This is a genomic window from Pseudonocardia xishanensis (assembly GCF_039541715.1).
Lineage (GTDB): Bacteria > Actinomycetota > Actinomycetes > Mycobacteriales > Pseudonocardiaceae > Pseudonocardia > Pseudonocardia xishanensis.
In genome coordinates this window covers 17671-44270 of record NZ_BAABGT010000072.1, presented here as the reverse complement: position 1 = coordinate 44270, position 26600 = coordinate 17671, and the positions used below count along the sequence as shown (strand labels likewise).

General features: G+C 73.9%; 23 protein-coding genes. 15 read left to right on the top strand and 8 right to left on the bottom strand.

Features of this window, described 5'->3' with window-relative positions; all coding sequences use genetic code 11:
• Positions 1-194: 194 nt before the first annotated feature.
• A complete protein-coding gene (locus ABD993_RS23350) occupies positions 195-2135 on the top strand; it encodes a S9 family peptidase (protein WP_345422338.1) in 1941 nt (646 codons plus the stop codon).
• Here ABD993_RS23350 and ABD993_RS23345 read toward each other — a convergent pair whose 3' ends face one another.
• The 4 genes from ABD993_RS23345 to ABD993_RS23330 form a co-directional block, all read right to left on the bottom strand.
• Complete coding sequence (locus ABD993_RS23345) at positions 2136-3026, bottom strand: amino acid ABC transporter permease (RefSeq protein WP_345422336.1); 891 nt, start codon at positions 3024-3026, stop codon at positions 2136-2138. It lies immediately after the preceding gene.
• Between the two features lie 25 nt (positions 3027-3051).
• A complete protein-coding gene (locus ABD993_RS23340; protein WP_345422333.1) occupies positions 3052-3699 on the bottom strand; it encodes an amino acid ABC transporter permease in 648 nt (215 codons plus the stop codon).
• 80 nt (positions 3700-3779) lie between these two features.
• Entirely contained in the window at positions 3780-4661 is an 882-nt protein-coding gene (locus ABD993_RS23335) for a glutamate ABC transporter substrate-binding protein (protein WP_345422330.1), read from the bottom strand.
• 26 nt (positions 4662-4687) lie between these two features.
• Positions 4688-5416 (bottom strand): amino acid ABC transporter ATP-binding protein, encoded by a 729-nt coding sequence (locus ABD993_RS23330; RefSeq protein ID WP_345422407.1) that lies wholly within the window; start codon positions 5414-5416, stop codon positions 4688-4690.
• 164 nt (positions 5417-5580) lie between these two features.
• Between ABD993_RS23330 and ABD993_RS23325 the strand changes: the two genes are divergently transcribed.
• Together ABD993_RS23325 and ABD993_RS23320 are read left to right on the top strand one after the other, a co-directional pair.
• Complete coding sequence (locus ABD993_RS23325) at positions 5581-6252, top strand: response regulator transcription factor (protein ID WP_345422327.1); 672 nt, start codon at positions 5581-5583, stop codon at positions 6250-6252.
• The gene (locus tag ABD993_RS23320) at positions 6249-7652 is read left to right on the top strand and encodes a sensor histidine kinase (protein WP_345422324.1); all 1404 of its coding nucleotides are present in this window, start codon (positions 6249-6251) and stop codon (positions 7650-7652) included. Before ABD993_RS23325 ends, ABD993_RS23320 begins: the two co-directional genes overlap by 4 nt.
• A gap of 151 nt (positions 7653-7803) precedes the next feature.
• Here the strand turns inward: ABD993_RS23320 and ABD993_RS23315 are convergent, their stop codons facing one another.
• Positions 7804-8763: a TAXI family TRAP transporter solute-binding subunit gene (locus tag ABD993_RS23315; RefSeq protein ID WP_345422321.1), complete on the bottom strand. Its 960-nt coding sequence runs from the start codon at positions 8761-8763 to the stop codon at positions 7804-7806.
• Positions 8764-8864: 101 nt separating this feature from the next.
• Between ABD993_RS23315 and miaB the strand changes: the two genes are divergently transcribed.
• Both miaB and ABD993_RS23305 read left to right on the top strand, forming a co-directional pair.
• Positions 8865-10334: a tRNA (N6-isopentenyl adenosine(37)-C2)-methylthiotransferase MiaB gene (miaB, locus tag ABD993_RS23310; RefSeq protein ID WP_345422318.1), complete on the top strand. Its 1470-nt coding sequence runs from the start codon at positions 8865-8867 to the stop codon at positions 10332-10334.
• Positions 10331-10816 carry an Rv2732c family membrane protein gene (locus ABD993_RS23305; protein WP_345422315.1) on the top strand — a complete coding sequence of 162 codons (486 nt, stop codon included), beginning with the start codon at positions 10331-10333 and terminating at the stop codon, positions 10814-10816. The genes miaB and ABD993_RS23305 overlap by 4 nt, the downstream gene beginning before the upstream one ends.
• Here the strand turns inward: ABD993_RS23305 and ABD993_RS23300 are convergent.
• Positions 10813-12432 (bottom strand): DUF349 domain-containing protein, encoded by a 1620-nt coding sequence (locus tag ABD993_RS23300; protein ID WP_425569116.1) that lies wholly within the window; start codon positions 12430-12432, stop codon positions 10813-10815. The two genes, ABD993_RS23305 and ABD993_RS23300, sit on opposite strands and share 4 nt — an antisense overlap.
• A gap of 440 nt (positions 12433-12872) precedes the next feature.
• Here ABD993_RS23300 and ABD993_RS23295 point away from each other — a divergent pair, with 440 nt between their 5' ends.
• From ABD993_RS23295 to ABD993_RS23270, 6 genes are all read left to right on the top strand, one after another.
• Complete coding sequence (locus ABD993_RS23295) at positions 12873-13556, top strand: class III extradiol ring-cleavage dioxygenase family protein (RefSeq protein WP_345422312.1); 684 nt, start codon at positions 12873-12875, stop codon at positions 13554-13556.
• On the top strand, positions 13553-14452 hold the full coding sequence (gene miaA / locus ABD993_RS23290; protein WP_345422309.1) for a tRNA (adenosine(37)-N6)-dimethylallyltransferase MiaA: 900 nt from the start codon (positions 13553-13555) through the stop codon (positions 14450-14452). The genes ABD993_RS23295 and miaA overlap by 4 nt, the downstream gene beginning before the upstream one ends.
• A complete protein-coding gene (gene dapF / locus ABD993_RS23285) occupies positions 14449-15294 on the top strand; it encodes a diaminopimelate epimerase (protein ID WP_345422306.1) in 846 nt (281 codons plus the stop codon). Before miaA ends, dapF begins: the two co-directional genes overlap by 4 nt.
• Positions 15291-16748, top strand: a complete 1458-nt coding sequence (gene hflX, locus ABD993_RS23280; protein WP_345422303.1) for a GTPase HflX — start codon at positions 15291-15293, stop codon at positions 16746-16748. The genes dapF and hflX overlap by 4 nt, the downstream gene beginning before the upstream one ends.
• A 118-nt stretch (positions 16749-16866) precedes the next feature.
• A complete protein-coding gene (locus ABD993_RS23275) occupies positions 16867-17913 on the top strand; it encodes an SdiA-regulated/phytase-like domain-containing protein (protein WP_345422300.1) in 1047 nt (348 codons plus the stop codon).
• Positions 17914-18159: 246 nt separating this feature from the next.
• The gene (locus ABD993_RS23270; protein ID WP_345422297.1) at positions 18160-18990 is read left to right on the top strand and encodes a universal stress protein; all 831 of its coding nucleotides are present in this window, start codon (positions 18160-18162) and stop codon (positions 18988-18990) included.
• 1 nt (position 18991) lies between these two features.
• On the opposite strand, the gene lexA is transcribed toward ABD993_RS23270, so the two are convergent.
• On the bottom strand, positions 18992-19693 hold the full coding sequence (gene lexA / locus ABD993_RS23265) for a transcriptional repressor LexA (RefSeq protein WP_345422295.1): 702 nt from the start codon (positions 19691-19693) through the stop codon (positions 18992-18994).
• A gap of 307 nt (positions 19694-20000) precedes the next feature.
• Between lexA and ABD993_RS23260 the strand changes: the two genes are divergently transcribed.
• The 4 genes from ABD993_RS23260 to ABD993_RS23245 all read left to right on the top strand — a co-directional run bounded on the left by ABD993_RS23260 (position 20001) and on the right by ABD993_RS23245 (position 25454).
• Complete coding sequence (locus ABD993_RS23260; RefSeq protein ID WP_345422292.1) at positions 20001-20525, top strand: hypothetical protein; 525 nt, start codon at positions 20001-20003, stop codon at positions 20523-20525.
• Positions 20526-20683: 158 nt separating this feature from the next.
• Positions 20684-21268, top strand: coding sequence for a hypothetical protein (locus ABD993_RS23255; RefSeq protein WP_345422290.1), 585 nt, complete (start codon positions 20684-20686; stop codon positions 21266-21268).
• A gap of 672 nt (positions 21269-21940) precedes the next feature.
• Positions 21941-22444: a transcriptional regulator NrdR gene (gene nrdR, locus ABD993_RS23250; protein ID WP_345422287.1), complete on the top strand. Its 504-nt coding sequence runs from the start codon at positions 21941-21943 to the stop codon at positions 22442-22444.
• 124 nt (positions 22445-22568) lie between these two features.
• Entirely contained in the window at positions 22569-25454 is a 2886-nt protein-coding gene (locus ABD993_RS23245; RefSeq protein WP_345422284.1) for a vitamin B12-dependent ribonucleotide reductase, read from the top strand.
• Between the two features lie 106 nt (positions 25455-25560).
• Here ABD993_RS23245 and ABD993_RS23240 read toward each other — a convergent pair whose 3' ends face one another.
• Complete coding sequence (locus ABD993_RS23240) at positions 25561-26556, bottom strand: alpha/beta fold hydrolase (RefSeq protein WP_345422281.1); 996 nt, start codon at positions 26554-26556, stop codon at positions 25561-25563.
• Between the last annotated feature and the right edge of the window lie 44 nt (positions 26557-26600).

The window sequence follows — 26600 nt, the reverse complement described above, 5'->3', positions numbered from 1 at the left end:
ACGCGGTCGATTCCCGACCGCTCGGCTCCCGGACGGTGGATCATGCGTTGGTGCCGTGAAGTATGCACGTTTCGTGCTCACAGCGTGGCCCACACCGCGTTCAGTGCACGCAACCGGCGATCTCGCCGCGCCGGCGGCACGAAACGTGCGCTCTTCGGCGCCCCTGCACCACGTCGGGGACTAGCGTGGCCGTCGTGAGCACCGTGCTGCCCTTCGGGTCCTGGCCGACCCCGATCACGTCCGAGCTCGTCGTCACGGCCGCGGTGCGGGTGTCCGGCGCGCGCACCGACGGGGACGCGGTCTACTGGGCCGAGGCGCGCCCGTCGGAGGGCGGGCGGACCCAGATCGTGCGCCGCGACCCCGACGGCACCACCACCGACCTGCTCGCAGAGGGCTTCGACGCCCGGACCGGCGTCCACGAGTACGGCGGCGCCGCCTGGTGGGTGCGCGCGGGCGTGGTCTGGTTCGCGAACTGGACCGACCAGCGCCTCTACCGGCTGGCCCCCGGCGGCGCCCCGGAGCCCCTCACCCCCGTGCCCGCGACACCCCGCGCGGACCGCTACGCGGACGGACATCTGCACGAGGACTCGCTGCTGCTGATCCGCGAGCGCCACGACGGCCCGAGCGCCGCCGAGGTGCGCAACGAGATCGTCCGGATCGCCGCCGACCGACCCACCGACGAGCCGGAGGTGCTGGTCAGCGGGCCGGACTTCGCCACGAGCCCGCGGCTGTCCCGGGACGGCGTGCGGCTGGTCTGGATGCAGTGGGACCACCCGTCCATGCCGTGGGACGACGTCGTCCTCATGGGACGCAACCTCGAGACCGGGGACGAGGCGTTCATCGCGGGCGGGCCGGGGGAGTCGGTCGCCGAGCCGCAGTGGCAGCCGGACGGCTCGCTCTGGTTCCTCTCCGACCGCACCGGCTGGTGGAACCTCTACCGCTGGGTGCCAGGTGAGGACATCACCCCCGTCGTCGTGCTCGACGCGGAGATCGGTGTCCCCGGCTGGCAGCTCGGCAGCTCGCGCTACGCCGTGCTCCCCGGCGGCCGGGTCGTGTTCGCGCGCTGGTCGAAGGGCTACGACGGGCTGGCCGTCCGCGAGCCGGACGGTGAGTTCACCGAGCTGGACCTGCCGTTCTCGGCGATCGGCTCGGTCGCGCCGTACGGGGTGGGCAGCGTCGTGATCGTCGCCGGGACGCCCACCGAGGAACCGGGTGTGCACGTGGTCAGCGTGGACGGGGACGTCGAGACCCTGGCCGCCCCCCGCGACCTGGGGATCGACGACGGCTACCTCTCCGTCCCCGAGGCCGTCTCCTTCCCGTCGGTGACCCCCGCCGGTGAGCCCCGCACCGCCCACGCGCTGTACTACCCGCCCGCCAACCCCGACCACGAGGGACCCGCGGACACCCTCCCGCCGCTGCTCGTCGTCATCCACGGCGGTCCGACGGCGGCCGCCGTGCCGGTGCTGTCGGTGTCCGTCCAGTACTGGACCAGCCGCGGGTTCGGCGTGGTCGACGTGAACTACGGCGGGTCCACGGGCTTCGGCCGCGCCTACCGCGACCTGCTCAAGGGCGCCTGGGGGATCGTCGACGTCGCGGACTGCCTGGCCGCGGCCCGCTGGTTGGCCCAGCGCGGCGTCGTCGACGGCACGCGCCTGGCCATCCGTGGCGGCTCGGCGGGCGGCTACACCACCCTGGCCGCGCTGGCCAGGGCCGACACCCCGTTCTCGGCGGGAGCGGACCACTTCGGCGTCGCCGACCTGGAGGCGCTGGCCGCGGACACCCACAAGTTCGAGAGCCGCTACCTCGACGGGCTGATCGGGCCGTACCCCGCGGCGCGGGAGACCTACGTGGAACGCAGCCCGATCCACCACGTCGAGGACTTCCACACCCCGCTGATCGTGCTGCAGGGCGCCGAGGACGCCATCGTCCCGCCCAACCAGTCCGAGGCGATCGTCGAGGCGCTGCGGGCGCGCAAGGTCCCCGTCGCCTACCTGCTGTTCCCCGGCGAGCAGCACGGCTTCCGCCGCGCGGAGAACATCCGCCGCGCCCTGGACGCGGAGCTGAGCTTCTACGCCCAGGTCTACGGGTTCGACGCCCCGGAGGGCATCGACCCCGTCGACGTGGAGAACCTCTAGTCAGTCGCCGAACGTGCCGCCGCCGCCCTGTGCCTGCGCGGCGGCCACCTCGCGCTCCTCGGTCTCCTCGGTCGCGGCGGCGCGGGGGCTGCGGCGCAGGCGTCGCTCCAGCAGCTTCGACAGCCCGGACAGGATCAGGCACATCGCGATGTAGATGACCGCGACGACCATCGCGACCTGCAGGATCGGGGCGCCGAGCTGGCCCTGGCTGCCCAGGAAGCGCGCCTGGTAGAGCAGCTCCGGGTACAGGATGATGTAGCCCAGCGCGGTGTCCTTGAGGACCACCACGAGCTGGCTGAGGATCGTCGGCAGCATCGCGCGCAGGGACTGCGGGAGCAGGACGTTCGTCATCACCTGGGTCTTGCGCATGCCCAGCGCGTAGGCGGCCTCGCCCTGGCCCCTCGGCAGCGCCCGGATGCCCGCGCGGAAGACCTCGGCGAGCACCGAGCCGTTGTAGAGCATCAGGCCGATGACGACGGCCCAGTAGGCCGGGATGTCGACGCCGAGCCCCCGGCTCACGCCGAAGAACAGGATGAAGATCAGGACCAGCAGCGGCAGCGCCCGGAACAGCTCGATGACGGCCGTCGAGGGCACGCTGAGCCACTTGTGCTCGGAGAGCCTGCCCGCGGCGAACACCGCCCCGAAGGCCAGCGAGAGGACCGCGGCGGCGGCGAAGGCCGACAGCGTGTTCCCGAGCGCCCCCAGCAGGATGTACTGGATGTTGACGTAGGTGATCCACTCCCACAGCCGCGCGTCGAACTGGCCGGTCACGATGAAGCGGTAGATCACGAACGCGGCGATCGCCAGCACCACCGCGGTGCCGACGACCCCGAGGGTCAGGTTGCGGGCGCGGGCCTTGGGGCCCGGGATGTCGTAGAGGACCGCGGTCACGAGGCGCTCCCAGGGATGTGCGTGCTCATCGGGACGGGCTCCAGCGTCGGTCGAGGTTGCGCTGCAGCAGGGTCAGCGGCACCACGAGGATCAGGAAGCCCAGCGCCACCCAGAGCAGGCCGACGAAGACGTTGTAGCCGCGCTCGGAGAGGTTGGCGTAGATGCCGCCCGCCTCGATCACCGAGAAGCCCGCCGCGATCGTGGTGTTCTTCAGCAGCGCGATCATCGTGTTGGTCAGCGGCGGCACCACGGACCGGATGGCCTGGGGGAGCACGACCTGGCCCATGGTCTGGCCGAAGGTGAAGCCCAGCGCCCGGGAGGCCTCGGCCTGGCCGACCGGCACTGTGTTGACGCCGGAGCGGACGACCTCGCAGACGAATGCCGAGGTGTAGAGGATCAGGCCGATCGAGGCCCGCCAGAAGAACGAGATGTCCGCGATCTCGAGCCGCGGGTAGGCGAAGGCGAAGAAGAACAGCACCAGCGTGAGCGGGGTGTTCCGGATCGTGTTGACGTAGACCGTGCCGAAGGAGCGCAGCACCGGGATGGGGCTGACCCGCATGGCGGCCAGGATCGTGCCGAGGATCAGCGAGCCGATCGCCGCGACGACGAACAGCTCGATCGTGCCCAGGAAGCCCACCCCGTACAGGGGCAGGTTGTCGAACAGGACGTTCACCGCAGGCCGCTCCTTCTCCGGTGCGCAGGACGCCCCCGGCGGCGGGTCGCGGTCGACCCGCCCCCGGGGGCGTCAGGGGCTCAGTACCGCTGGATCGCGGGCGGCGAGGCCGGCGAGCCGGACTTGCCCAGGGTCTCGTCGTAGATCTTCTGCCAGGTGCCGTCGTCGTACGCGGCCTGCAGGATGTCGTTGATCTTCCCGCGGAGGGCGGCGTCGTCCTTGTTCAGACCGATGCCGTAGGGCTCCTGCGAGAAGGTCTCGCCGACGACCTTCAGCTTGTCCGGCTGCTGGCTGGCGTAGCCCTTGAGGATCGCGTCGTCGGTGGTGACGGCGTCGACCTGGTTGGACAGCAGCTGGTCCACGCACTGGGTGTAGGTCTGGAACTCCACGACCTGGTCGGTCAGCTGCTGGTCGCGGACCCGCTGGATCGGGGTGGACCCGGTGACCGAGCAGACCTTCTTGCCCTTGAGCGTGTCCTTGCCGGTGATCGCGGTCTCGTCGGCCCGGACCAGCAGGCCCTGGCCCGCGACGAAGTACGGGCCCGCGAAGGAGACGAGCGTCTTGCGCTTGTCGTTGATCGTGTAGGTGCCGACGTAGTAGTCGACCTCGCCGCGGGAGATCGTGTCCTCGCGCGCCGCGGACGGCACCGTCTTGTAGGTGATCTTGTCGGTGCCGAAGCCGAGCTTGGCCGCGACGAGCCGGGCGATCTCGATGTCGAAGCCCGAGTACTCGCCGGTCGTGGCGTCCTTGAAGCCCAGGCCGGGCTGGTCGTCCTTGACGCCGATGACGACCCCGCCGCGCTGGGTCATCGCGGTGAAGGTCGCCGAGCCGGGGACCTGCACGCCGGCGGCGGGGGCCTCGGAGACGACCGGGCCGGTGGCGCCGGGGCTGCCCGACTGGCCACACGCGGTCAGGGTGAGGGCGGCCGCGGCCAGCCCCACCACGAGGGAACGCAACTTCATTCGGGACTCCTGTGTGTGGGGGTCGGTCAGTGGGAGAGGATCTTGCCGAGGAAGTCCTTGGCGCGGTCGCTCGTCGGGTTGGTGAAGAAGTCGTCCGGGGTGGAGTCCTCGACGATCTCCCCGTCCGCCATGAAGACCACCCGGTGCGCGGCGCGGCGGGCGAAGCCCATCTCGTGGGTCACCACGAGCATGGTCATGCCCTCCTTCGCCAGCGCGGTCATGACGTCGAGGACCTCGTTGACCATCTCCGGGTCCAGCGCCGAGGTGGGCTCGTCGAAGAGCATCACCTTGGGATTCATGGCCAGCGCGCGGGCGATCGCCACGCGCTGCTGCTGCCCGCCGGAGAGCTGCGCCGGGTACTTGTCCTTCTGGTTCGCGATGCCGACCCGCTCGAGCAGGCGCATCGCGTTCTTCTCGGCCTCGCCCTTGTTCTGCTTGCGCACCTTCAGCGGCGCGAGCATGACGTTCTCGAGGATCGTCTTGTGTGCGAACAGGTTGAAGCTCTGGAACACCATGCCGACGTCCGCGCGGAGCCCGGCGAGCGCCTTGCCCTCGGCGGGCAGCTCCTCGCCGTCGATCGCGATGACCCCGCTGTCGATGGGCTCGAGTCGGTTGATGGTGCGGCACAGTGTGGACTTGCCCGACCCCGACGGGCCCAGCACCACCACGACCTGCCCCGCGTCGACCTCCAGGTTGATGTCCTTCAGCACGTGCAGCTCGCCGAAGTGCTTGTCGACGGTGGCCATGCGGATCATGGGGGTACCGGTCTGTGTCATGGGCGGTCTCCAGTGCTGATGGTCGGCTTCGCAAGCTCCGCCTCCGGCATGGCGGGACGCTAGGGCGAATCGGACATGCGAGTCCATCACCTTGGGCAACCTTTAGGGTTTCGCTCTGATAACAGTCGCGGGGAGGTCGGGAAGTGCACATCCTGCTGGTGGAGGACGACGACCGGGTCGCGGCCGCGCTGCGCCCCGCGCTGCACCGGCACGGGATGACCACCACCCGGCTGGACCGCGGGCGCGAGGCCGTCGAGCACCTCGCGGGGGTGGACGTGGTGCTGCTCGACCTGGGCCTGCCGGACGCGGACGGCGTGGACGTCTGCCGGGCGATCCGTGAGGCCAGCGACGTCCCCGTCATCGTGGTGACCGCGCGGGGGGACGTGGAGGACCGGATCGTCGGGCTGCACTCCGGGGCGGACGACTACGTGGTCAAGCCCTACGACGTCGGCGAGCTCGTCGCCCGCATCCACGCGGTGCAGCGCCGCCGCGGCCCCGAGGCGGCGGAGCAGCAGGGCGACCGGGTCGTCACCACCCCCGACGGCGTCGCGATCGACCTGGGCAGGCACACCGTGACCGTGGACGGCGCCGAGGTCACGTTGACGCGCAAGGAGTTCCAGGTGCTGGCCCTGCTGGCGTCCGCGCGCGGAACGGTGTGCACCCGGACCCGCATCGTCGCCGAGGTGTGGGGGCGGAGCTGGCCCGGGGCCAACCGCACGCTGGACGTCCACGTGGCCACCCTGCGCACGAAGCTCGGTCGCCCCGAGCTCGTCCAGACCGTGCGCGGGGTGGGGTACCGGCTGGGGACCGCTTGAGGAGCAGGCTGCTGGTCATCGTCTGCGTGCTCGTCGGGCTGCTGGCCGTCGGGCTGGGGGTGCCGCTCGCGCTGGCCAACTCCCGTGCGGCGCAACAGGAGCTGTTCATCGACCGGCTCACGGACACGATCTACTTCGCCTCCCGCGCGCAGCGGCCGATCACCGAGGACACCGCGCCCGGGCTCGCCGAGGAGCTCGCCCGCTACGACGAGGTCTACGGGGTCGCGGTGACCGTCGTCGACCGGGCGGGGACGACGGTCGCGGCGTCGCGTCCGGACCCGCCCGTGCTGGACGAGGACGGCCGGGAACGCCTGCAGGTCGCGTTGGCCGGCCGCCGGTCCGCGGCCCCGCCGCTGATCTGGCCGTGGGACACCCGGCCGCTGGTCCTGGCCGAGCCGGTGCTCGTCGACGGCGAGGTGCGCGGCGCCGCCATCTCGGTCTCGCCGACCGGTGCGCTGCGGGCCGCCGAGGTGCAGGTCTGGTCGCTGGTCGCGGCGCTGGTGGTGCTGGCGGTGGCGCTCGGTGTGCTGGTCGCGCTGCCCGTGACCCGGTGGATCCTGCGCCCGGTCCGCAGGCTGGACGAGGGCACCGGCCGGGTCACGCGGGCGGTGCTGGCCGGGCGGCCCGCCGAACCGGTGTCCGACGGGTCAGGGCCGCCGGAGCTGCGCAGGCTCACCCTGTCCTTCGACCGGATGGCCGAGTCGGTGACCCAGGCGCTGAGCACCCAGCGGGCGTTCGTCGCCGACGCCTCGCACCAGCTGCGGAACCCGTTGACCGCGTTGCGGTTGCGGCTGTCCAACCTGGAGGGACACGTCGGCGGTGGGGACGCCGTCGAGCAGCACGGGGCGGCGATGGAGGAGGCCGAGCGGCTCTCCGGGGTGCTCGACGGGCTGCTCGCGCTGGCCCGCGCGGAGCGGGACGCGGGCGTGGACCGGGAGGCGGACGTCCCGGTCGATCCCGCCGTGGACGACCGGCTGGACGCCTGGCGCCCGCTGGCCGACCACACGGGCCTGCGGCTGCTGCGCGGCGGGGTCCGGGGGCTGTGGGTCCGGATCGCGCCCGGTGGCATCGAGACCGTGCTCGACGCCCTGCTGGACAACGCGATCAAGTTCACCCCGCCCGGCGGGTCGATCACCGTGACGGTGCGCCCGGTCCGGGGCGCCGAGCCCGCCGCGGTGGAGCTCGCGGTGATCGACACCGGCCCGGGCATGGCGCCGGACGAGCTCGACCGCGCCACGGACCGCTTCTGGCGGGCTCCCGACCAGTCCAACGTGGATGGATCCGGGCTGGGCCTGGCCATCGCCGCCCGGACCGTCGAGCTGGCGGGCGGCACCCTGACCCTCGACCTCCCCCCGGGCGGCGGGCTCAAAGTCGCCGCCCGCCTCCTCCGCGCCCCCTGACCCCCGGGGTCCGCGCCGAGATGTCGGACTCGCCCGCCGCGGTGCCGGACTCGCGGGTTGCGGTGTCGGACTCGCGGGTGGGGGCGCGGGTGTCCGCGAGTCCCCCGTTCTCGACGCGCGAGTCCCCCACTCCCGACGTCCGAGTCGGACGTCAGGCGACCTTGCCCTCGCGGTAGAAGCGTTCGGCGCCGGGGTGGAGGGGGACGGGTTGGGTGCCGATGGCGGAGCGGGGGTCGATCGTCAGCGCCGCGGGGCTCGCGGCGGTGAGGCGGGCCTGCTCGGCGAACATCGACCGCAGCAGGGCGGCGGCGAGATCGGCGTCGAACGAGGCGGGGACCAGCAGGAAGTTGCGGACGAAGAGCGTCGCGACGGGCGTGCCGATGTCGTAGGCCGAGGCGGGCACCGTGCCGGGGGAGTAGACGGGGTAGCGGGCGCGGACGGGTTCGAGCAGGTCGGTCAGGTCCAGCAGGCGGATCGGGAGGGCGGCCGCGAGGTCGGTGATGCCCGCCGTGGGGAGTCCGCCGGACCAGAAGAAGGCGTCCACGGTGCCGTCGCGCAGGGCGGTGATGGAGTCGGCCAGGCCCAGCTGCCGGGGGCGGACGCCGGTGTCCGGGTCGATGCCCGCGGTGGTCAACAGCCGTCGGGCGATGCCGTAGTAGCCCGAGATCGGGGTCCCGACGGCCACGGTCGCACCGCGCAGGTCCGCGAGCAGCCGGGCCGCCGAGTCCCGCCGGACGACGACGTGCACCGCGTCGTCGTAGATGCGGGCGAGCGCGCGGGGGGAGCGGGGGTCGCCGGGGGCGTCGTCCGCCTCCCGCTCGGCGGCGGTGTCCACCTGGCTGAACGCGATGTCCGCGGTGCCCGCCGCCAGCCGGTCGAGGTTGTCCACCGAGCCCGCGGTGGTGAGGACCTCGGGGGCGGCGTCGAGGCGCTCGGCCCAGACCGCGGCCAGGGTCCCGCCGAGCCGGTAGTAGACACCCGCGCCGACGCCCGCGGCGATCGCCAGCCGCCTGCCCGAGTAGGCGGGGGCACAGCCCGCGAGCGCGGCCGTCGCCGCGAGCCCGGCCAGGACCCGCAGCGCGGACCGGCGGTCGAGTGCGCGGGGGTCCACCGCGGCATCCTCCCGGACCGGGGCGGTCGCTGTCTCGTTGTGCAGGCGCGTGCCGACGGTCGGCTCCGCGGGCTCCCCCGGCGGGGCATACCCTCGGGGGCGTGACCCGCAGCTACAGCATCCGGACCTACGGGTGTCAGATGAACGTGCACGACTCCGAGCGGATGGCAGGGCTGCTCGAGTCCGCGGGGTACGCGCGTGCGGAGAACCCCGAGGCGGCGGACGTCGTCGTGTTCAACACCTGCGCCGTCCGGGAGAACGCGGACAACAAGCTCTACGGCAACCTCGGCAGGCTGCGCCCGGCGAAGACCGCGAACCCGGACATGCAGATCGCCGTCGGCGGGTGCCTGGCCCAGAAGGACCGCGACACGATCACGCGCAAGGCGCCCTGGGTGGACGTCGTGTTCGGCACCCACAACGTCGGGTCGCTGCCCACGCTGCTCGAACGGGCACGGCACAACTCCGAGGCCGAGATCGAGATCCTGGAGTCCCTCGAGGTCTTCCCGTCCACGCTGCCCGCCCGCCGCGAGTCCGCCTACGCCGGGTGGGTGTCGATCTCGGTGGGCTGCAACAACACCTGCACGTTCTGCATCGTGCCCGCGCTGCGCGGCACGGAGCGCGACCGGCGCCCCGGCGACATCCTCGCCGAGGTCGAGGCGCTCGCCGCGGACGGCGTGCTCGAGGTGACCCTGCTGGGACAGAACGTGAACGCCTACGGCTCCGAGTTCGGGGACCGGCGGGCCTTCGCGAAGCTGCTGCGCGCCTGCGGGTCCGTCGACGGTCTGGAGCGCGTCCGCTTCACCTCCCCGCACCCGCGGGACTTCACCTCGGACGTCATCGCCGCCATGGCCGAGACGCCGAACGTCTGCCCCCAGCTGCACATGCCGCTGCAGTCCGGCTCCGACCGGGTGCTGCGCGCGATGCGCCGCTCGTACCGCTCCTCGCGCTTCCTCGGCATCCTGGAGGAGGTGCGGGCGTCGATCCCGCACGCCGCGGTGTCGACGGACATCATCGTCGGGTTCCCGGGCGAGACCGAGGAGGACTTCGCGGCCACGCTGGACGTCGTGCGGGAGGCGCGCTTCGCGCAGGCCTTCACCTTCCAGTACTCGCAGCGCCCCGGCACGCCCGCGGCGGACCTGCCGGACCAGCTGCCCAAGGCAGTCGTGCAGGAGCGGTACATGCGGCTCGTCGAGCTGCAGGAGCAGATCTCCTGGGAGGAGAACCGGCGCGTCGAGGGTCGCGAGGTGGAGGTCCTCGTCTCCACCGGCGAGGGTCGCAAGGACGGCGCGACCCACCGCATGAGCGGCCGGGCGCGGGACGGGCGGCTGGTGCACTTCGCGCCCGGGACGGCCGAGCCGCGGCCGGGGGACGTCGTGACCGTGCGGATCGACTACGGCGCGCCGCACCACCTGGTGTCGGACGGCGGGGTGCTCACCCACCGCCGGACGCGGGCGGGGGACGCGCACGAGGCGGGCCTGCGGCCGGGCGGCGTCCCGACCGGACTGGGCCTGCCGAGCTTCGGGAAGCCGGCCCCGGAGCCGGTCACGGCGGGATGCGGAGTGCAGTCATGAACGAGAAGGCGCCCTGGGAGCACGGCGGCGGCGAGCTGTCCGCGCTGGAGAGCGAGCTCGCCGGGGTCGCCCGGCGGGTGGAGCGGCGGATCGACCCGGGGGTCGCGGCGCTGGTGGCGGCGGTCGGGGTGCTGGCCGTCGTCGGGGGGCTGCTGCTGCCCTGGGTCGGCTCGACGGCGGGCTGGCAGCTGCTGGTCGGGGCGCAGTACCTCGGCCCGCTGCCGCGGCTGTCCACGATCACCGCGACGGTGTTCGGGCTGGTCACCGGGGTGCTCGCGCTGACCACCCGGCTCTGGGCGCTCGCCTGGGTCTCCGCGGTGGGGTCCGGGATCGCCACCGTGAACGGGATCTGGGCGATCTGGACCCGGCAGACCGGGGCCTTCGAAGGCATCGACGGCCCGGGCCCCGGCCTGATCCTCACCGTGCTCGCGACGGCGCTGCTGACCTTCACCTGGGCGAAGATCTCGCTGCAGCGCCGCTAACGCTCCTGCACCGCGGCCACCGCGGCGTCGAGCCACTCCCGCCACTGGGCGGCCTGCGCCTCGGCCTGCTGGGCACGCTTGGCGTCCCCCGCGGCCCGGGCCTTCTCGGCCTGGGCCTCGAACTGCTCGACGCGGTCGCGGAACTGCGCCACCCGGGCCTCGGCCTCGGGGTCGGTGCGCCGCCACTCGCGGTCCGCGGCCTGCCGGACGGCGTCCTCCACCGCGCGGAGCCGCTGGTCCAGCGGGCGCATGTCGTCCCGGGGAACCTTGCCGATCTCCTCCCAGCGCTCCTGGATGGACCGCAGGGCGGCCCGGGCGTGGTCGGCGTTCGACGTGTCGATCTTCTCGGCCTCGTCCAGCAGCCTGCGCTTGGCCTCGGCGTTCGCGGCGAACTCGGTGTCCCGCTCGGCGAAGACCGACGCCCGGTGCTGGAAGAACGCGTCCTGCGCGCCGCGGAACCGCTGCCAGAGGTGGTCGTCCGCGTCCTTCTGCGCGCGACCCGCGGCCTTCCACTCGGTCATCAGGTCGCGGTAGCGCGCGGCGGTGGGGCCCCAGTCGTCCGAGCTCGAGAGCGCCTCGGCCTCGGCGACCAGCTCCTCCTTGCGCGCCTTGGCGGCGCCGCGCTGGCGGTCCAGGTCGGCGAAGTGCGAGCCGCGGCGCCGGTTGAAGGCCTCGCGGGCGCGGGAGAAGCGCTTCCACAGGGCCTCGTCCGTCTTGCGGTCGATGCCCTTGATCGTGCGCCACTCGTCGAGGATGGCCTTGTAGCGGTCGCCCGCCTGCTTCCAGTTGCTGGACTCCTCGGCCATCGCCTCGGCCTCGACGGCGAGCTCCTCCTTGCGCGCGACGGCGGCCTGCCGCTGCTGGTCGCGGGCGTCCCGGGCCGCGCCGACGGCGTCCTCGGCCATCCCGACGAGCTCGTCGAGCCGCTTGCGCAGCCCCTCGACGTCCCCGACGACGGAGGCCTCGTCCAGCCCCTCGCGCAGCGCCTTGGCCCCGGACAGCGCGTGCTTGGGGTCGCCGCCGCCGCTGCCGAGGCGGGCGACCAGCAGCTCGGTCTCGGCGAGCAGGTCGTCGAAACGGCGGGCGAAGTGGGCCAGACCCTCCGCGGGCTCGCCCGCCTGCCAGGACCCGACCTGCCGCTCGCCCTCGGCGGTGCGCAGGAAGATCGCGCCCTCGGCGTCGACGCGGCCCCAGCGGGACGGGTCGTCCGAGGCGGACGGGACGGGGGAGGGCTGGGCCGCCACGACGGCGGGGGCGGGCGCGGAGACCGCGGGGCGGGCCGCGGCGGGTGCGGGGCTCGGGCGGGCACCGGGCGGCGGGCCGGGGCGGGCGCCCGGGGGCGGGCCGGGGCGGGGCTTGGGCGGGGCGGGCCTGGGGGTGCTCGGCGGGGAAGGGTCGTGCTCCGTCGGGGCCGCCGCGGATGCGGGGGTCTCGGCGGTGGGCGCGGGCTCCGCGGGGGCGTCGGCGGATGCGGGGGCGTCCTCGGGGGCGGGGGTCTCGCTCGTGGGCTCGGCCGGAGCGTCCTCCGTCGTCCCGGCGCTCGACGGCCCGTGCTCGGGGTCGGTCGCCGCGGTCGCTCCACCCGGCGTCGCGGCGGGGGAGTCGGCCTCCCGCACGGTCCCCTCGGCCTGCGTGCCGTCCTCCGGTCCGGTCTGCTCCGACACGGTCGTCCTCCCTCGTTCGGGCCCGCCGGGCGGCGGGCGCCCCGCCGAAGGGCGGGGCCGTGCGCGAACCGGCCGGTCGCACCGCGACCACCGGTCGGCGGAATTCAAACAGGTCAGCGGGGCCGGGGGAACCGGAGCGCCCCGGACGAGGCCGCGACCGGGCGCCTCGGCGCGACGAGCCGCGCCTGGTGCGACCCTCCGATCCCGCACGACGACGGAGCGTGATCGCCGCAGGGGAGTCGCCACCGTCGTCGTCGTTTCCGTGCAACCAGCGCTGGTGGCGCAGCACGGACGGCACGTCATCGGCGATCAAGCCGCGCTGTGCGCACGAAACGTGTCCTCGGGTGGGCGTCCGGGGCGAAGGCGGTGCGGGAAGCCAATAGGGTCGGAGCGTGCCGTCTCTGGTCGTCGTGGTCCCCCAGCCGCCGCTCCTCGTGCCCGAACTCGCGGGCGGGGCGACCGGCGAGCTCGAGGACCTCCGCGCCGCCGTGCGCGGGGCCGCCGCGCGGTTGGCCGCGGTGACCACCGACTGGGTCGCGGTCGGCGCCGACACCGTGCGGCGGACCGTCGAGGGCGCCACCGGGACCTTCCGCGGGTACGGCCGTGACGTGCGGGTCTCGCTCGCGCCCGAGTCCGGCACGCCCGATCCCGAGCTCCCCCTGCCGCTGCTGGTCGCAGGCTGGATGCGCCCCGACGGCGTGCGGATCCGCGGGGAGCTGGTCGCCGAGGAGGCCCCCACCGAGGACTGCCTGCGCCTGGGCCGCGCGCTGGCGGGGTCCGCGGGGCTACTGGTCGTCGGGGACGGCGCCGCGTCCCGCACCGAGAAGGCCCCCGGCCACCTGGACGAGCGCGCCGAACCGTTCGACGACGCCGTCGTCAAGGCGCTGGAGAACGCCGACGCCACGGCCCTGGCCGCGCTGGACCCCGCCCTGGCCCGGGAGCTGTGGGCGGTCGGCCGCGCGCCCTGGCAGGTCCTCGCGGGGGCCGCGGAGGGGCGGGACTGGCGCGGGGAGCTGCTGTACACCGGTGCGCCGTACGGGGTGGCGTACCACGTCGCCGTCTGGACGCCGCTGTGACCCGACTGGTCTGCGTCGTCGGGCCGACGGCCACCGGCAAGTCCGACCTCTCGCTCGACCTCGCCGAAGCGCTCGACGGCGAGATCGTCAACGCCGACGCCATGCAGCTCTACCGCGGCATGGACATCGGCACCGCCAAGCTGCCCGTCGCCGAGCGGCGCGGGATCCCGCACCACCAGCTCGACGTCCTGGACGTCACCGAGCCCGCGTCCGTGGCCGCCTACCAGCGGCACGCCCGCGCGGTGATCGCGGCGCTGCTCGCCGCGGGCCGGACGCCGGTACTGGTGGGGGGCTCGGGGCTCTACGTCCAGGCCGTCGTCGACGACCTGGAGTTCCCGGGCACGGACCCCGCGATCCGCGACCGCTGGGAGGCCGAGCTGGCGGCGGTCGGGGCGCCCGCGCTGCACCGGCGGCTGGCCGAGGTCGATCCCGCCGCGGCCGAGCACGTGCTGCCCAGCAACGGGCGGCGGATCGTGCGGGCACTGGAGGTCGTCGAGCTGACCGGGCGGCCCTTCCGCGCGACGCTGCCCGGGCAGCGGGTCCCGCGCTACGACGCCGTCCTGCTCGGGGTGGACCGGGACACCGCCGAGCTCGACGACCGGGTCTCCCGCCGGGTGGACCTCATGATGTCCGCGGGCCTGGTCGCCGAGACCGAGAAGCTGCTCGCCCAGGGGCTGCGCGAGGGGCGCACGGCCTCCCGCGCGCTGGGGTACCAGCAGGTCGTCGCCGAGCTGGACGGTCCCCGGGACTTCGCCGCGGCCGCCGCGGAGACCGTCCGCGCCACCCGCCGCTTCGTCCGACGCCAGCGCTCCTGGTTCCGCCGCGACCCCCGCATCCACTGGCTCGACGGCGCCGATCCGGAACTGTCGGCACGGGCTCGTACGCTGGTCCGGTGATTCCGTTCGTCAAGGGCCACGGCACCGAGAACGACTTCGTCGTGCTCCCGGATCCGGAGGCGCGCCTCGACCTCACCGCCGAGCGGGTCGCCGCGCTGTGCGACCGGCGCCGCGGCCTCGGTGCGGACGGGGTGCTGCGAGTCGTGCGTTCGGCCGCGCTGGGGCTCGAGGGTCCCGAGTGGTTCATGGACTACCGCAACGCGGACGGGTCCATCGCCGAGATGTGCGGCAACGGGGTGCGGGTGTTCGCGCGCTACCTGCAGCTCGGCGGCTGGGCGGGCGGCGAGGTCGGCACGCGGGCCGGGGTCAGGGACGTCACGTTCGAGGGGGACCGGGTGTCCGTCGAGATGGGCCCGGCACTGGTGTTCGGCGAGTCGGTGGCCCGGGTCGGCGGGCGGGAGTTCGCGGGGATCGCCGTGGACGTGGGGAACCCGCACCTGGCGTGCGTGACCGACGAGGACATCGCCGCGCTGGACCTCACCGAGCGCCCGTGGCGGGACGAGGCGGTGTTCCCGAACGGGGCGAACGTCGAGTTCATCGCGCCCGCCACCACGGAGCCCGTCGCGATGCGCGTGCACGAGCGCGGGGTGGGGGAGACCCGGTCCTGCGGCACTGGCACGGTCGCGGCGGCGCTGGCCTCGCTGCGGGCGGCCGGGCGGGAGTCCGGCAGGCTCGCCGTCGACACGCCGGGGGGCAGGCTGGAGGTCACCGTCCGCGGCGGCGGGGAGTCCACGGCCCTGCACGGGCCCGCGGTGCTGGTCGCGTCCGGCGAGCTGACCCGGGCCTGGTGGCAATCCACCGGACAATCCGCCGATTCCGTGGGACACTCGGTTGCACGATGACTGATTCCCCCCTGATGTACGACCCCCGCAACCCGTCGACGGGTGAGCTGGAGCTCGAGGAGCGTTCCTCGCTCCGGCGGGTCGCAGGACTCTCCACCGAGCTCACCGACGTCACCGAGGTCGAGTACCGGCAGCTCCGACTCGAGCGCGTGGTGCTCGTCGGGGTGTGGACCGAGGGTTCCTCCGAGCAGGCGAACGCCTCGCTCGTCGAACTGGCCCGGCTGGCCGAGACCGCGGGCTCGGAGGTGTGCGACGGGCTGATCCAGCGGCGCCAGAAGCCGGACCCGGCCACGTTCATCGGCTCCGGCAAGGTGGACGAGCTGCACGTCGCGGTCGAGGCCGCGGGCGCGGACACCGTGATCTGCGACGGCGAGCTCTCGCCCGGCCAGCTCCGCCAGCTGGAGGAGCGGCTCAAGGTCAAGGTGATCGACCGGACCGCGCTGATCCTGGACATCTTCGCCCAGCACGCCCGCTCGCGGGACGGCAAGGCCCAGGTCGAGCTGGCCCAGCTCTCCTACCTCCTCCCGCGGCTGCGCGGCTGGGGTGAGGCGCTGTCCCGCCAGGTCGGTGGCCGGGCAGCGGGCGGTGTCGGCATCGGTGGCCGTGGTCCCGGTGAGACCAAGATCGAGCTGGACCGGCGCCGGATCCGCACCCGCATGTCCAAGCTGCGCCGCGAGATCACGGCGATGTCGCGGGTGCGAGACACCCAGCGCGGCAGCAGGCGCCGGAGCGAGATCCCGTCCGTCGCCATCGTCGGGTATACGAACGCGGGCAAGTCCTCCCTGCTCAACGCCCTGACCGGGGCCGGGGTCATGGTGCACGACGCCCTGTTCGCCACCCTGGACCCCACCACCCGCAAAGCGGAGACGCCGGACGGGCGGGCCTACACGCTGACCGACACCGTCGGGTTCGTGCGGCATCTGCCGCACCAGCTCGTCGAGGCGTTCCGGTCCACGCTGGAGGAGGCGGGCCAGGCGGACCTGCTGGTCCACGTGGTGGACGCGTCGGACCCGCTGCCCGAGGACCAGATCGCCGCCGTTCGCAAGGTGCTCGTGGAGATCGGCGAGGAGCAGGGCGGCACCATGCCGCCCGAGCTGCTCGTGGTGAACAAGACGGACGCGGCGGGCGACCTCGCCCTCGCGCGCCTGCGCCACCTGCTGCCCGATGCCGTGTTCGTCTCCGCGAAGCGGGGCGAGGGCATGGCACGGCTCCGTTCGGTGATCGCCGACCGGCTGCCGCGGCCGGAGGTCGACCTCGACCTGCTCGTTCCGTACACCGAGGGCGGGCTGGTCGCGCGGCTGCACTCCGAAGGCGAGGTGCTGTCGTCGGAGCACGTGGCCGAGGGGACGAAGCTGCACGTCCGCGTCGGCCCCGAGCTGGCCGTGGCGGCGGTGCCGTACGTGGTGGGCGGAACACCGGCGCAGCCCGTTCCCGCCGCGAGCGCGATCGGCTGAGCACGCTCCACCGGCCCGTCAGGGTGGATGATCCACGATCGGGGCGCGGGACGGTCGCTGAGCGACCGCCTCGCTCCCGAGACGGGGATCATCGCGTGGTGAGCGGGGGTGGCGGGTCGTGAGGGCTCGCCTCGTCGCGGCGGTGCTGGCCTCGATGGTGGTCGGGCTGCTCGCGGCGCCTGCCTCGGCGTCGGCATCCCCCGCCGTACCCCAGGACCTCTGCACGGTGACCGAGCCCCGGCTCGCGGAGCTCTCGGGCCTCGCGGTGCGCGGTGACGAGATCTGGGCGATGTCGGACGGTGGCACCCGGGCCACGGCGTACCGCCTCGATCCCGCGGACTGCACGATCATCGACACCGAGCGGGCCGACCTGGACCCGTTCGACGCCGAGGACCTCGCCCTCGGCCCGGACGGCGCCTTCTGGATCGGGGACACCGGGGACAACAACCGCCGCCGCGAGACCGTCGCGCTGCTGGTGCTGCCGCCGCGCGGTGACCCCCGCCTGCACCGGCTCACCTACCCGGACGGCCCGCACGACGCCGAGGCCCTCCTGATCGGCGCGGACGGCGTGCCCGTGATCGTCACCAAGGAGGTCACCGGGATCGCCGGGGTGTACCGGCCCGCCGGGCCGCTCGCCGAGCCGGGTCCGACCCCGCTGCTGCGCGTCGGGTCCGTCGGGTTCGCCCGGTCGGACACCGTCGGCGGGCCGGTCGGCGCGGTGGGAGCCCTCACCGTGACCGGCGGGGCGGTCTCGGCCGACGGCAGGGTGGTGGCGCTGCGGACCTACACCGACGCCTGGCTGTACCGGGTGCCCCCCTCCGGGGACCTCGTCGCGGCCCTGCAGACCACGCCACGGCAGGTGCCGTTGCCGGACGAACCGCAGGGCGAGGCGATCGCGTTCCTGCCGGACGGCACGCTGCTCTCCGGTTCCGAGACCCGCGGCCGCAGCGGGCGTCTCCGCGCGGTGCCGGGCGCGGTCGAGGCCGCCCTCGCGGACGCGCCGTCCGAGTCCGCCCCTCCCGAGTCCGTCCCGCCACCGCCCGTCGCGACCCCGCCGGAGCCGGCGCCCGAGTGGCAGCCCGCCGTCCTGGGTGTGGGTGCGGTGGTCCTGGTGCTGGTCGCGGCGGCCGGGGCCATGACCCTGCACGCCCGACGGCGGGGATGACGGCGGCCTCGCGCGTCCAGCATCGTCGTGCCGCCGGCGTCGGCACGCCCGGCCGGAAGGCCGAGGCGCTGGACGGGTCCGTGCCGGTCGTCCGCCGGGCAACGACGAGCCCCGCGCAGCCGAATGCGCTCGGGCGACGATCGCGGCAGGTGGTGTCGCCGGTGTGGCGTGCGCGCCCTGTGACGACCGCGTTAAGGCCGGTTCGGCGACGGCTGTGGGCGGCCCCGCGCCGCCTACGCTGACCCGGTGCCGATCGTGACCGCCTACGAGGACACCCCCGGCGGCCACGACGCCCTGGTCCTGGGGGCGCAGCTCGCCCGCCTGACCGGGCTGACCGCCGTCGTCGCGACGGTGTACCCGACGGACGGGATGGGCTACTCGGCGCTCGCCAGGGACCCGCGCTGGCGGGAGAAGGCCGAGGAGGTCGCCCGCGCCCGGTTCGGCCGCGCCCGCGAGCTCATCGGCGGGCGCGAGTGGGGGAGCGAGCCGGAGTTCGCGCCGCTGGGTCCGGGGCCCGCCGCGGTCGTGCTGGCCGATCACGCGGAGGAGGTCGGCGCGGCCGTGCTGGTCGTGGGGTCGACCGGGCACGGGCTGCTCGGCAGGCTCGCCCCCGGCGGGACGGTGCAACGCCTGCTGCCCGCCGCGCGCTGCCCCGTCGCGATCGCGCCCCGCGGGTACCGGCACACCGCCGCCGCCGGGATCACCGTGATCAGCGTGGCGTACGACGGCACCCCGGAGGCCGATCGCGCCGCGGTGCTGGCGGTGCACCTCGCGGGCCGGACGGGTGCCGCGCTGCGGTTCGTGGTGGTCGCGGCGTCCGAGGCGGACGTGCCCGCGGCTACCGAGACCGCCCACAAGGGGATCGCGAAGGCGCCGGTGGAGATCGACGCGCTCACGGACGTCGTCGTCGGGCGGTCGGTGGCGGTCACCCTGGCCGACCTGCCCGAACGCACGGACGTGCTGGTGGTCGGCTCGCGCGGCTACCCGATGATGCGCCGGATGCTGCTGGGCGGGGTCGCAGGGGTGCTGGTGCGCACCGCCCGCTATCCCGTCATCGTCGTCCCGGCGCCGGACTGACCTACAGCCTGCGCAGGACCGCCACGACACGGCCGAGGATGGTCGCCTCGTTGCCGTCGATGGGCTCGTAGGCCGGGTTGGCGGGCATCAGCCAGATCTGCCCGGCGGTGCGCTTGAACGTCTTCACCGTGGCCTCGCCGTCGATCATCGCGGCGACGATCTCGCCCTGCTCGGCCACCGGCTGCTGCCGCACGACGACCCAGTCGCCGTCGGTGATGGCCGCCTCGATCATCGAGTCGCCCTTGACGTTGAGCAGGAACAGCTCGCCCTCGCCGACGATCTCGCGCGGCAGCGGGAACACGCTCTCCACCGCCTGCTCGGCCAGGATCGGCCCACCGGCGGCGATGCTGCCCAGCAGCGGGACGAACGCGGGAGCGGGCCGTTCGACGACGTCTCCCTGCTCGGGGGCCTCCTCCTCGGGGCTGCGCACGTCCACCGCGCGGGTGCGGTTGGGGTCGCGGCGCAGGTAGCCCTTGCGCTCGAGGGTGCGCAGCTGGTGGTGGACCGACGAGGTGGAGGTCAGCCCCACCGCGTCCCCGATCTCCCGGACGCTGGGCGGGTAGCCGAAGCGCTCCACCCAGTCGCGGATCACCTCGAGCACCTTGCGTTGCCGGGGGGTCAGTGTCGTCGGGTCCGCCGGCGGGTCGGGGAAGGCCCGCACCTGCCCGGGCTCGCCTCCGGTGCCGGACTCGTCCCGTGCCATCTCCCTGCCGCCTCCTCGTGTCCCTGTGTCGCTGTGTCGCTGTGTCCCGGTGTCGCTCGGGTGCCCGCTCGATCCGGGCGGGCGCGGTCCCCGAACCGGGGGAGCCCACCGCCGTGGCGGTCCGTCGGGTTCGGACGGTAGCCCGGATCCGGTCGATCGCCAAACACATGTTCGAACGACACGCCGAAAGTGTCGGCGCGGGGAGGTGACGCGCGTCGGTCGCGATGGTACAAACTCGCACGGACGTTCGAATCGAACATGTGTACGAGTCCCGGGTCCGACCGGGACGGGGCGGGAGGGATCGGCGATGAACCGGTCGACGGCGGTCATGGAGGTTCCGGTGGTCCCGGTGGTTCCGGTGTCGGGTCCCTCGGCGCGGGTGCGCGCGGTGCGGTCGACCGTGGAGCTCCGGCCCCGGGCGGTGCAGCCGACGTCCGCGCTGCGGTCGGTGCGGTCGGTGCCGTCGGTGCAGGCAGTGTCGGCGCGGGTCGTATCGACGCGGGCCGTCGTCGCGCGCCCGGTGTCCGCCCGGCGGTACGCCGTCCGGCGGGCGGTCGCCGTCGCCGTGCTCGGAGTGCTGTCGATGCTCGTCGTCGTGGTGCTCGGGGTCGTCGCCGAGGCGGCGGGCGCCGCCCAGGCCCGGGCGGAGGTGCCCGCGGGGAGTGTCGTCGCCGCGGTCCGGCCGGGGGAGACCGTCTGGGAGCCGGCCCGACGGGCGGCGCCGCGGGCGCGGACGACCGCCGTGGTGGAGCGGATCGTGGCGGACAACGGCCTGACCGGGCCCGTGGACTCCGTGCTGCCCACCGGTCTCGCGCTGCGCGTACCGGCCTGAGGATCCGCCTCCGCCGCAGGTCGGGGCACCCCTGGGGAGGGCGGGACGCGGCAGCGCCCGTTTTTGTCGGTGCCCGTTGGTAGACATCGCACAGGCGTTCGATCGACGGCCCGGACATCCGGTTCGGGCGGGGTCGGCGCGGGGCTGGGGAGGCCGTCATGGATCTCGGGAACGCGGTGCGGCGGGTCGAGCGGACCGGTCGCGGGAGCGGCGCGGAGGGCGGGCTCGCGGGCCGGGCCGAGAGTGCGGTGCGGCCGGTGCGCCCGGTCGACTGCGTCCTCCCTCGCGGCCGGGGGCGTGCGGCGGGCTCCGCGGCGGTCGGTCGTGCCGTCCACGGTCGGCGAGCAGCGGGTGTCCGTCGCGAGTCGGTGTCGTCGGGCGGGCAGCGGGTGGTCGGGGCGTACGTGTCCGGGGCCCGTGCGCAGGCGCTGCGCACCGTGGACCGGTCCGGCGCGCCCGTCCTGCCGTCCGGCTCGGGGGCGGCGGCGCCCGCGCCGCTCACCCGGGGAGTCCGGGGCTGCGGGTCCGCGGGCCGCCGGTCCTCCACGATCGGCGGCCCGTGTGTGCCGGTCCGCCGCGTCCGGCTCGGCCGCGGCGACCGACCCGGCGGCGCGCGCAGGCTGGCCGGTGAGGTGCGCGCGGGCCTCGCGGACCGGGTGCTCGCCACGGTGGCGGTCGCGCTCGGGTCGACCACGGTCGTCGTCGTCCTGGGGCTGCTGGCGGACCTGGCCGCCGCGCGCTGACATGGCGGCGTCCCGAGCGCCCTCGCGGGGCGCCGCGAACCCGTCCAGCGCCCGCAGGTCCGTCACGGCTCCCCCCGGCTGTCGTGGATCCTGCGCGGTGCCGCCGATCGTCGCGGAACCCGAGCTGTGCCCGCGGATCGTGGTGGAACCGTCCGTGCGCCCGCCGGCTGTCGCGGAGCCCGTCCGCGGTAGTGTTCGGCGCGGCGTGCGGTGCGTGGGGCGCCCGGGGTTCGTGAGCGATCGTGTGGGTGGCGGTCGCGGCACGGACGGCCACCGTGCGTGTCGGTCCGCGGAGGCTGCGCGACGCGCCCGCGTCCCCGACACGCCGCCTGCGGTACACCTTCTCGCTCCCCGCACCCGCGCGGCGTGTCGTCGACGCGACGAGCGGTACCGGCGACGCGCCCGGCCGGGCCGGAGCCGATCACCGCGCAGCGGCACCGGTCGTGACCAGCGGGGCGTCACGGGGTGTCGTCGAGCGGGCACGGCGGCACCCGGTGGCCGCCCGGGCGGGCCCGCGTGACAGGTTCACTCCCGATCGGGCGAAAGCGGTGCGAGCACGGGGCCCGGAGATGGCGAACCCCTAGATGTTGTGGTTACATCCGTGTCGTTCGCCTACAGCTTGGGTTTCACCCGGGCTCGTCGGAGTATGGTGGAGGAGAGGGAGGGATCGACATGCGATGCCCGTTCTGCCGCCACTCGGACTGCAAGGTGATCGACTCCCGTGAGGTCGAGGAGGGCGCGGCGACCCGTCGTCGGCGCTCCTGCGCGGCCTGCGGGAAGCGGTTCACCACCGTCGAGGAGGCCGTCCTCGCGGTGCTGAAGCGCAGCGGTGTCACGGAGCCGTTCAGCCGGGACAAGGTCGTCAGCGGCGTCCGCCGCGCCTGCCAGGGCAGGCCGGTGGACGAGGACGACCTGCAGCAGCTCGCCCACCGTGTCGAGGAGGCCGTCCGGGCGGGCGGGACCGCGGAGATCCCGAGCCACGAGGTGGGGCTCGCGATCCTCGGTCCGTTGAAGGAGCTCGACGAGGTGGCGTACCTGCGCTTCGCGAGCGTGTACCGCTCGTTCTCGTCCATCGAGGACTTCGAGAAGGAGATCGCCGACCTGCGGACGGCTGCCGGGGAAGCAGCCGCATCCCGGGGGAGCGGTCCGGACGGCGCGAACCTGCCGACCGGATAGCGACACCAGGGGCCGACCCGTACCCAGGGTTGAAGCGCTGTGGCGTTCGAGCCGACCCCGCACGGAACACCCGCCGCCGCCCCAGCCGGTGGCAGGTGACACGCGGATGCGAATGAGGGAGAGCATGACGGAGACCGTCGGGGCGGAGCCCAGGGAGAACACCGTGGACGCGGTGGCCAAGGGGTCCGCGGGGGGCACGGGACGGGGGCGTGCGGCGAAGGCCGCCGCCAAGGCGGGCAGGCGCGGCCTGACCGTCGAGCGGCTGTACACGACCGCCGGGGTGCACCCGTACGACGAGGTGACCTGGGAGCGCCGGGACGTCGTCATGACGAACTGGCGGGACGGCACCGTCAACTTCGAGCAGCGCGGTGTCGAGTTCCCCGACTTCTGGTCGCTGAACGCCACGAACATCGTGACCAGCAAGTACTTCCGCGGCGCCGTCGGTTCCGCGACGCGGGAGTCGAGCCTGCGCGCCCTGATCGACCGGGTCGTCGGCAGCTACCACCGCGCCGGTGTGGAGCACGGCTACTTCGCCACGGACGAGGACGCGGACATCTTCGCCCAGGAGCTGACCTGGATGCTGCTGCACCAGGTGTTCAGCTTCAACTCGCCGGTGTGGTTCAACGTGGGCACCGCCTCCCCGCAGCAGGTCAGCGCCTGTTTCATCCTCTCGGTCGACGACACCATGGAGTCGATCCTGAACTGGTACCGCGAGGAGGGCCTGATCTTCAAGGGCGGCTCCGGGGCCGGTCTCAACCTCTCGCGGATCCGGTCGTCGAAGGAGCTGCTCTCCAGCGGCGGCACCGCGTCCGGCCCGGTCTCGTTCATGCGCGGGGCGGACGCCTCCGCGGGCACCATCAAGTCCGGTGGCGCGACCCGCCGCGCGGCCAAGATGGTCGTGCTGGACGTGGACCACCCGGACATCGAGGAGTTCGTCGCGACCAAGGCCAAGGAGGAGGCCAAGGTCCGCGTGCTGCGAGACGCCGGGTTCGACATGGACCTGGGCGGCTCCGACATCACCTCGGTGCAGTACCAGAACGCCAACAACTCCGTCCGCGTCACGGACGAGTTCATGCACGCCGTCGAGGCGGGCACCGACTTCGGCCTCCGCTCCCGCACGGACGGCGAGATCATCGAGCGGACGGACGCCCGCACCCTGTTCCGCGGCATCGCGCAGGCCGCGTGGGAGTGCGCCGACCCGGGCATCCAGTACGACGGCACGATCAACGACTGGCACACCACGCCCGAGTCGGGCCGGATCAACGCCTCGAACCCCTGCTCGGAGTACATGCACCTGGACAACTCCAGCTGCAACCTGGCGTCGCTGAACCTGCTCAAGTTCCTCGGCACGGACGGGCTGTTCGACGGCGACAGGTTCGCCAAGGCCGTCGAGCTGATCATCACCGCGATGGACATCTCGATCTGCTTCGCGGACTTCCCCACGGAGCCGATCGCGGAGACCACGCGGAAGTTCCGTCAGCTGGGCATCGGCTACGCCAACCTCGGCGCGCTGCTCATGGCCACCGGCCACGCGTACGACTCCGAGGGCGGCCGCTCGCTCGCCGCCGCCATCACCTCGCTGATGACGGGTGCGGCCTACAAGCGGTCCGCCGAGCTCGCAGGCGTCGTCGGCCCGTACGAGGGCTACGCCCGCAACGCCGAGTCCCACCAGCGCGTCATGCGCAAGCACGCCGCGGCGAACGACGGCTACCGCAGCTTCCCCGCCAGCTCGGCGATCCAGAAGCTCGCGACCATCACCTGGAAGGACGCGCTGGCCACCGGCGAGCGCCACGGCTGGCGCAACGCGCAGGCCTCCGTCCTGGCCCCCACGGGCACCATCGGCCTGATGATGGACTGCGACACGACCGGCATCGAGCCGGACCTGGCGCTGGTCAAGTTCAAGAAGCTGGTCGGCGGCGGCTCCATGCAGATCGTCAACCAGACGGTCCGCCGGGCCCTGGACCAGCTCGGCTACCAGCCGGAGCAGGCCGAGGCGATCGTCGAGTACGTGGCCGAGCACGGGCACGTCGTGGACGCGCCCGGCATGAAGCCGGACCACTACGAGGTCTTCGACTGCGCCATGGGCGAGCGGGTCATCGCCGCCATGGGGCACGTACGGATGATGGCGGCGGTCCAGCCGTTCCTGTCCGGCGCGATCTCCAAGACGGTCAACATGCCCGAGCAGGCCTCGGTGGACGACGTCGAGAAGATCTACCTCGAGGGCTGGCGGCTCGGGCTCAAGGCCCTGGCGATCTACCGGGACAACTGCAAGGTCGGCCAGCCGCTGTCGGCGGGCAAGAAGGCGCGCGAGGACAGCAGGGCCGAGGCGGAGCCGACGGTCGTCGTCGAGCAGCGGCCGGTCCGCAAGCGGCTGCCGAAGAAGCGCCCGAGCGAGACCACGTCGTTCGCCGTCGCGGGCGCCGAGGGCTACCTGACCGCCGGGTCCTACCCGGACGACGGGCTGGGCGAGATCTTCGTCAAGCTCGGCAAGCAGGGCTCGACCCTCGCCGGTGTGATGGACGCCTTCTCCATGTCGATCTCGGTCGGCCTGCAGTACGGCATCCCGCTGGAGTTCTACGTCTCGAAGTTCTCCAACCTGCGCTTCGAGCCCGCGGGCATGACGGACGACCCGGACGTCCGGATCGCCACGTCCGTGCTGGACTACCTGTTCCGCCGCCTCGCGCTGGACCACCTGCCCTACGAGAAGCGCGCCCAGCTGGGCATCTTCTCCGCGGCGGAGCGGTCGGCGCAGGTCGAGCAGGACTACAGCGCCCCGGCCGAGCTGGACATCGAGACGGTGCGGTCCACGGTGGACGTCACACCGCCGTCGAGCACCCCGGCGGGCGTCGACCCGGCGCCGGTCGAGGTCGGCAGCTCCACCGAGCTGCTGGAGCTGCGGTTGGGCAAGGCGGCCGACGCGCCGCTCTGCCTGACCTGCGGCACCAAGATGCGCCCGGCGGGCTCCTGCTACCTCTGCGAGGGCTGCGGCTCCACCAGCGGCTGCAGCTGACCACCGCGTGACGACGGCCCGTCCCTCCACCCGAGGGGCGGGCCGCCGTGGTTCCGGCCGCCTCCGCGCTGCACCTCCTCCTCCGGGAGAGCACGCAGGAGGGCGGCTAGGTCGCGGAGCGCTCGGTGCGGGGCTCGGGGATCGCGGGTTCCTCGGGGGACATGCGCAGCAGCTGTCGCCACTGCTCCGGGCTCCACCGGGCCGGGACCGTCGTGTCCAGGAACTCCTCGAGCAGACCCACGAAGCGAGCGGGGTCGGTGTGGAAGGGGAAGTGGCCCGCGTCCGGGAAGATCTCGAACCGGCTGCCGGGCATGGCCTCGTGGGCGCGGTACCCGTGCTCGACGGGCACGATCGCGTCCCGCTCGCCCCAGACCAGCAGCGTGGGCATGCCGCGGGTCAGGTAGCAGCGGTCCAACATGGTCACGACCTGGCCGCGCCAGTCGACGACCGCGCGCAGCGTGCGGATGAACGCGGCGCGGGCGGTCGCGTCGGGCAGGGCGTCGACGATCCGGAGCATGTCCGGGGCGTCTCGGCCCAGGTCGGCCCCGAGGGCCCGCACCAGCGAGACCGCGGCCCCGACCTGCCACCGCATGGTCGGCAGCCGCAGGGCGTGGAGCGCGAGCTCGGCGCCGGGCAGGCTCATCAGCCGCAGCACCGGGTTGACCTCGGGGCCTGCGCCGCCGCTGCCGATCAGCACGAGGCGCTCCGTGCGGTCGGGGAACTGGTAGGCGAACTGCATCGCGACGCCGCCGCCGAGCGAGTGTCCCACCAGCGTCGCGCGCTGCACGCCGAGGACACCCAGCAGGTCCCGCACGCCGTTGGCGTAGGCCGCGACGGAGTAGTCGGCGCGCGGTTTGTCCGAGTGCCCGTGGCCGAGCAGGTCCGGCGCGATCACCAGGTGGTGCCGGGCGAGCGCGGGGATGATCGGCTCCCAGGTCGCGGAGCTGTCCCCGATGCCGTGGACCAGCACCACCGCGGGCCCGGCCCCCGCCACCCGGAACGCGCGCCGGTAGCCGTGCACGGTGCGGAAGCGCAGGTCGGCGTCTCGCGGCGGCACGGCGCCGAGGCGGCCGCCGGTGGGCCGGTTCTGTGGGCGGGGCATGGCACTCCCGGGTGGGCTACCCGGGTGACGCTAATCCCGTCGCA

Bases quoted from the DNA above. Each gene is read 5' to 3' on its own strand.
- ABD993_RS23335 (WP_345422330.1), bottom strand. From the start codon at position 4,661: ATGAAGTTGCGTTCCCTCGTGGTGGGGCTGGCCGCGGCCGCCCTCACC.
- ABD993_RS23330 (WP_345422407.1), bottom strand. From the start codon at position 5,416: ATGATCCGCATGGCCACCGTCGACAAGCACTTCGGCGAGCTGCACGTG.
- ABD993_RS23305 (WP_345422315.1), top strand. From the start codon at position 10,331: ATGAACGAGAAGGCGCCCTGGGAGCACGGCGGCGGCGAGCTGTCCGCG.
- hflX (WP_345422303.1), top strand. From the start codon at position 15,291: ATGACTGATTCCCCCCTGATGTACGACCCCCGCAACCCGTCGACGGGT.
- lexA (WP_345422295.1), bottom strand. From the start codon at position 19,693: ATGGCACGGGACGAGTCCGGCACCGGAGGCGAGCCCGGGCAGGTGCGG.
- ABD993_RS23260 (WP_345422292.1), top strand. From the start codon at position 20,001: ATGAACCGGTCGACGGCGGTCATGGAGGTTCCGGTGGTCCCGGTGGTT.
- ABD993_RS23255 (WP_345422290.1), top strand. From the start codon at position 20,684: ATGGATCTCGGGAACGCGGTGCGGCGGGTCGAGCGGACCGGTCGCGGG.
- nrdR (WP_345422287.1), top strand. From the start codon at position 21,941: ATGCGATGCCCGTTCTGCCGCCACTCGGACTGCAAGGTGATCGACTCC.
- ABD993_RS23245 (WP_345422284.1), top strand. From the start codon at position 22,569: ATGACGGAGACCGTCGGGGCGGAGCCCAGGGAGAACACCGTGGACGCG.
- ABD993_RS23240 (WP_345422281.1), bottom strand. From the start codon at position 26,556: ATGCCCCGCCCACAGAACCGGCCCACCGGCGGCCGCCTCGGCGCCGTG.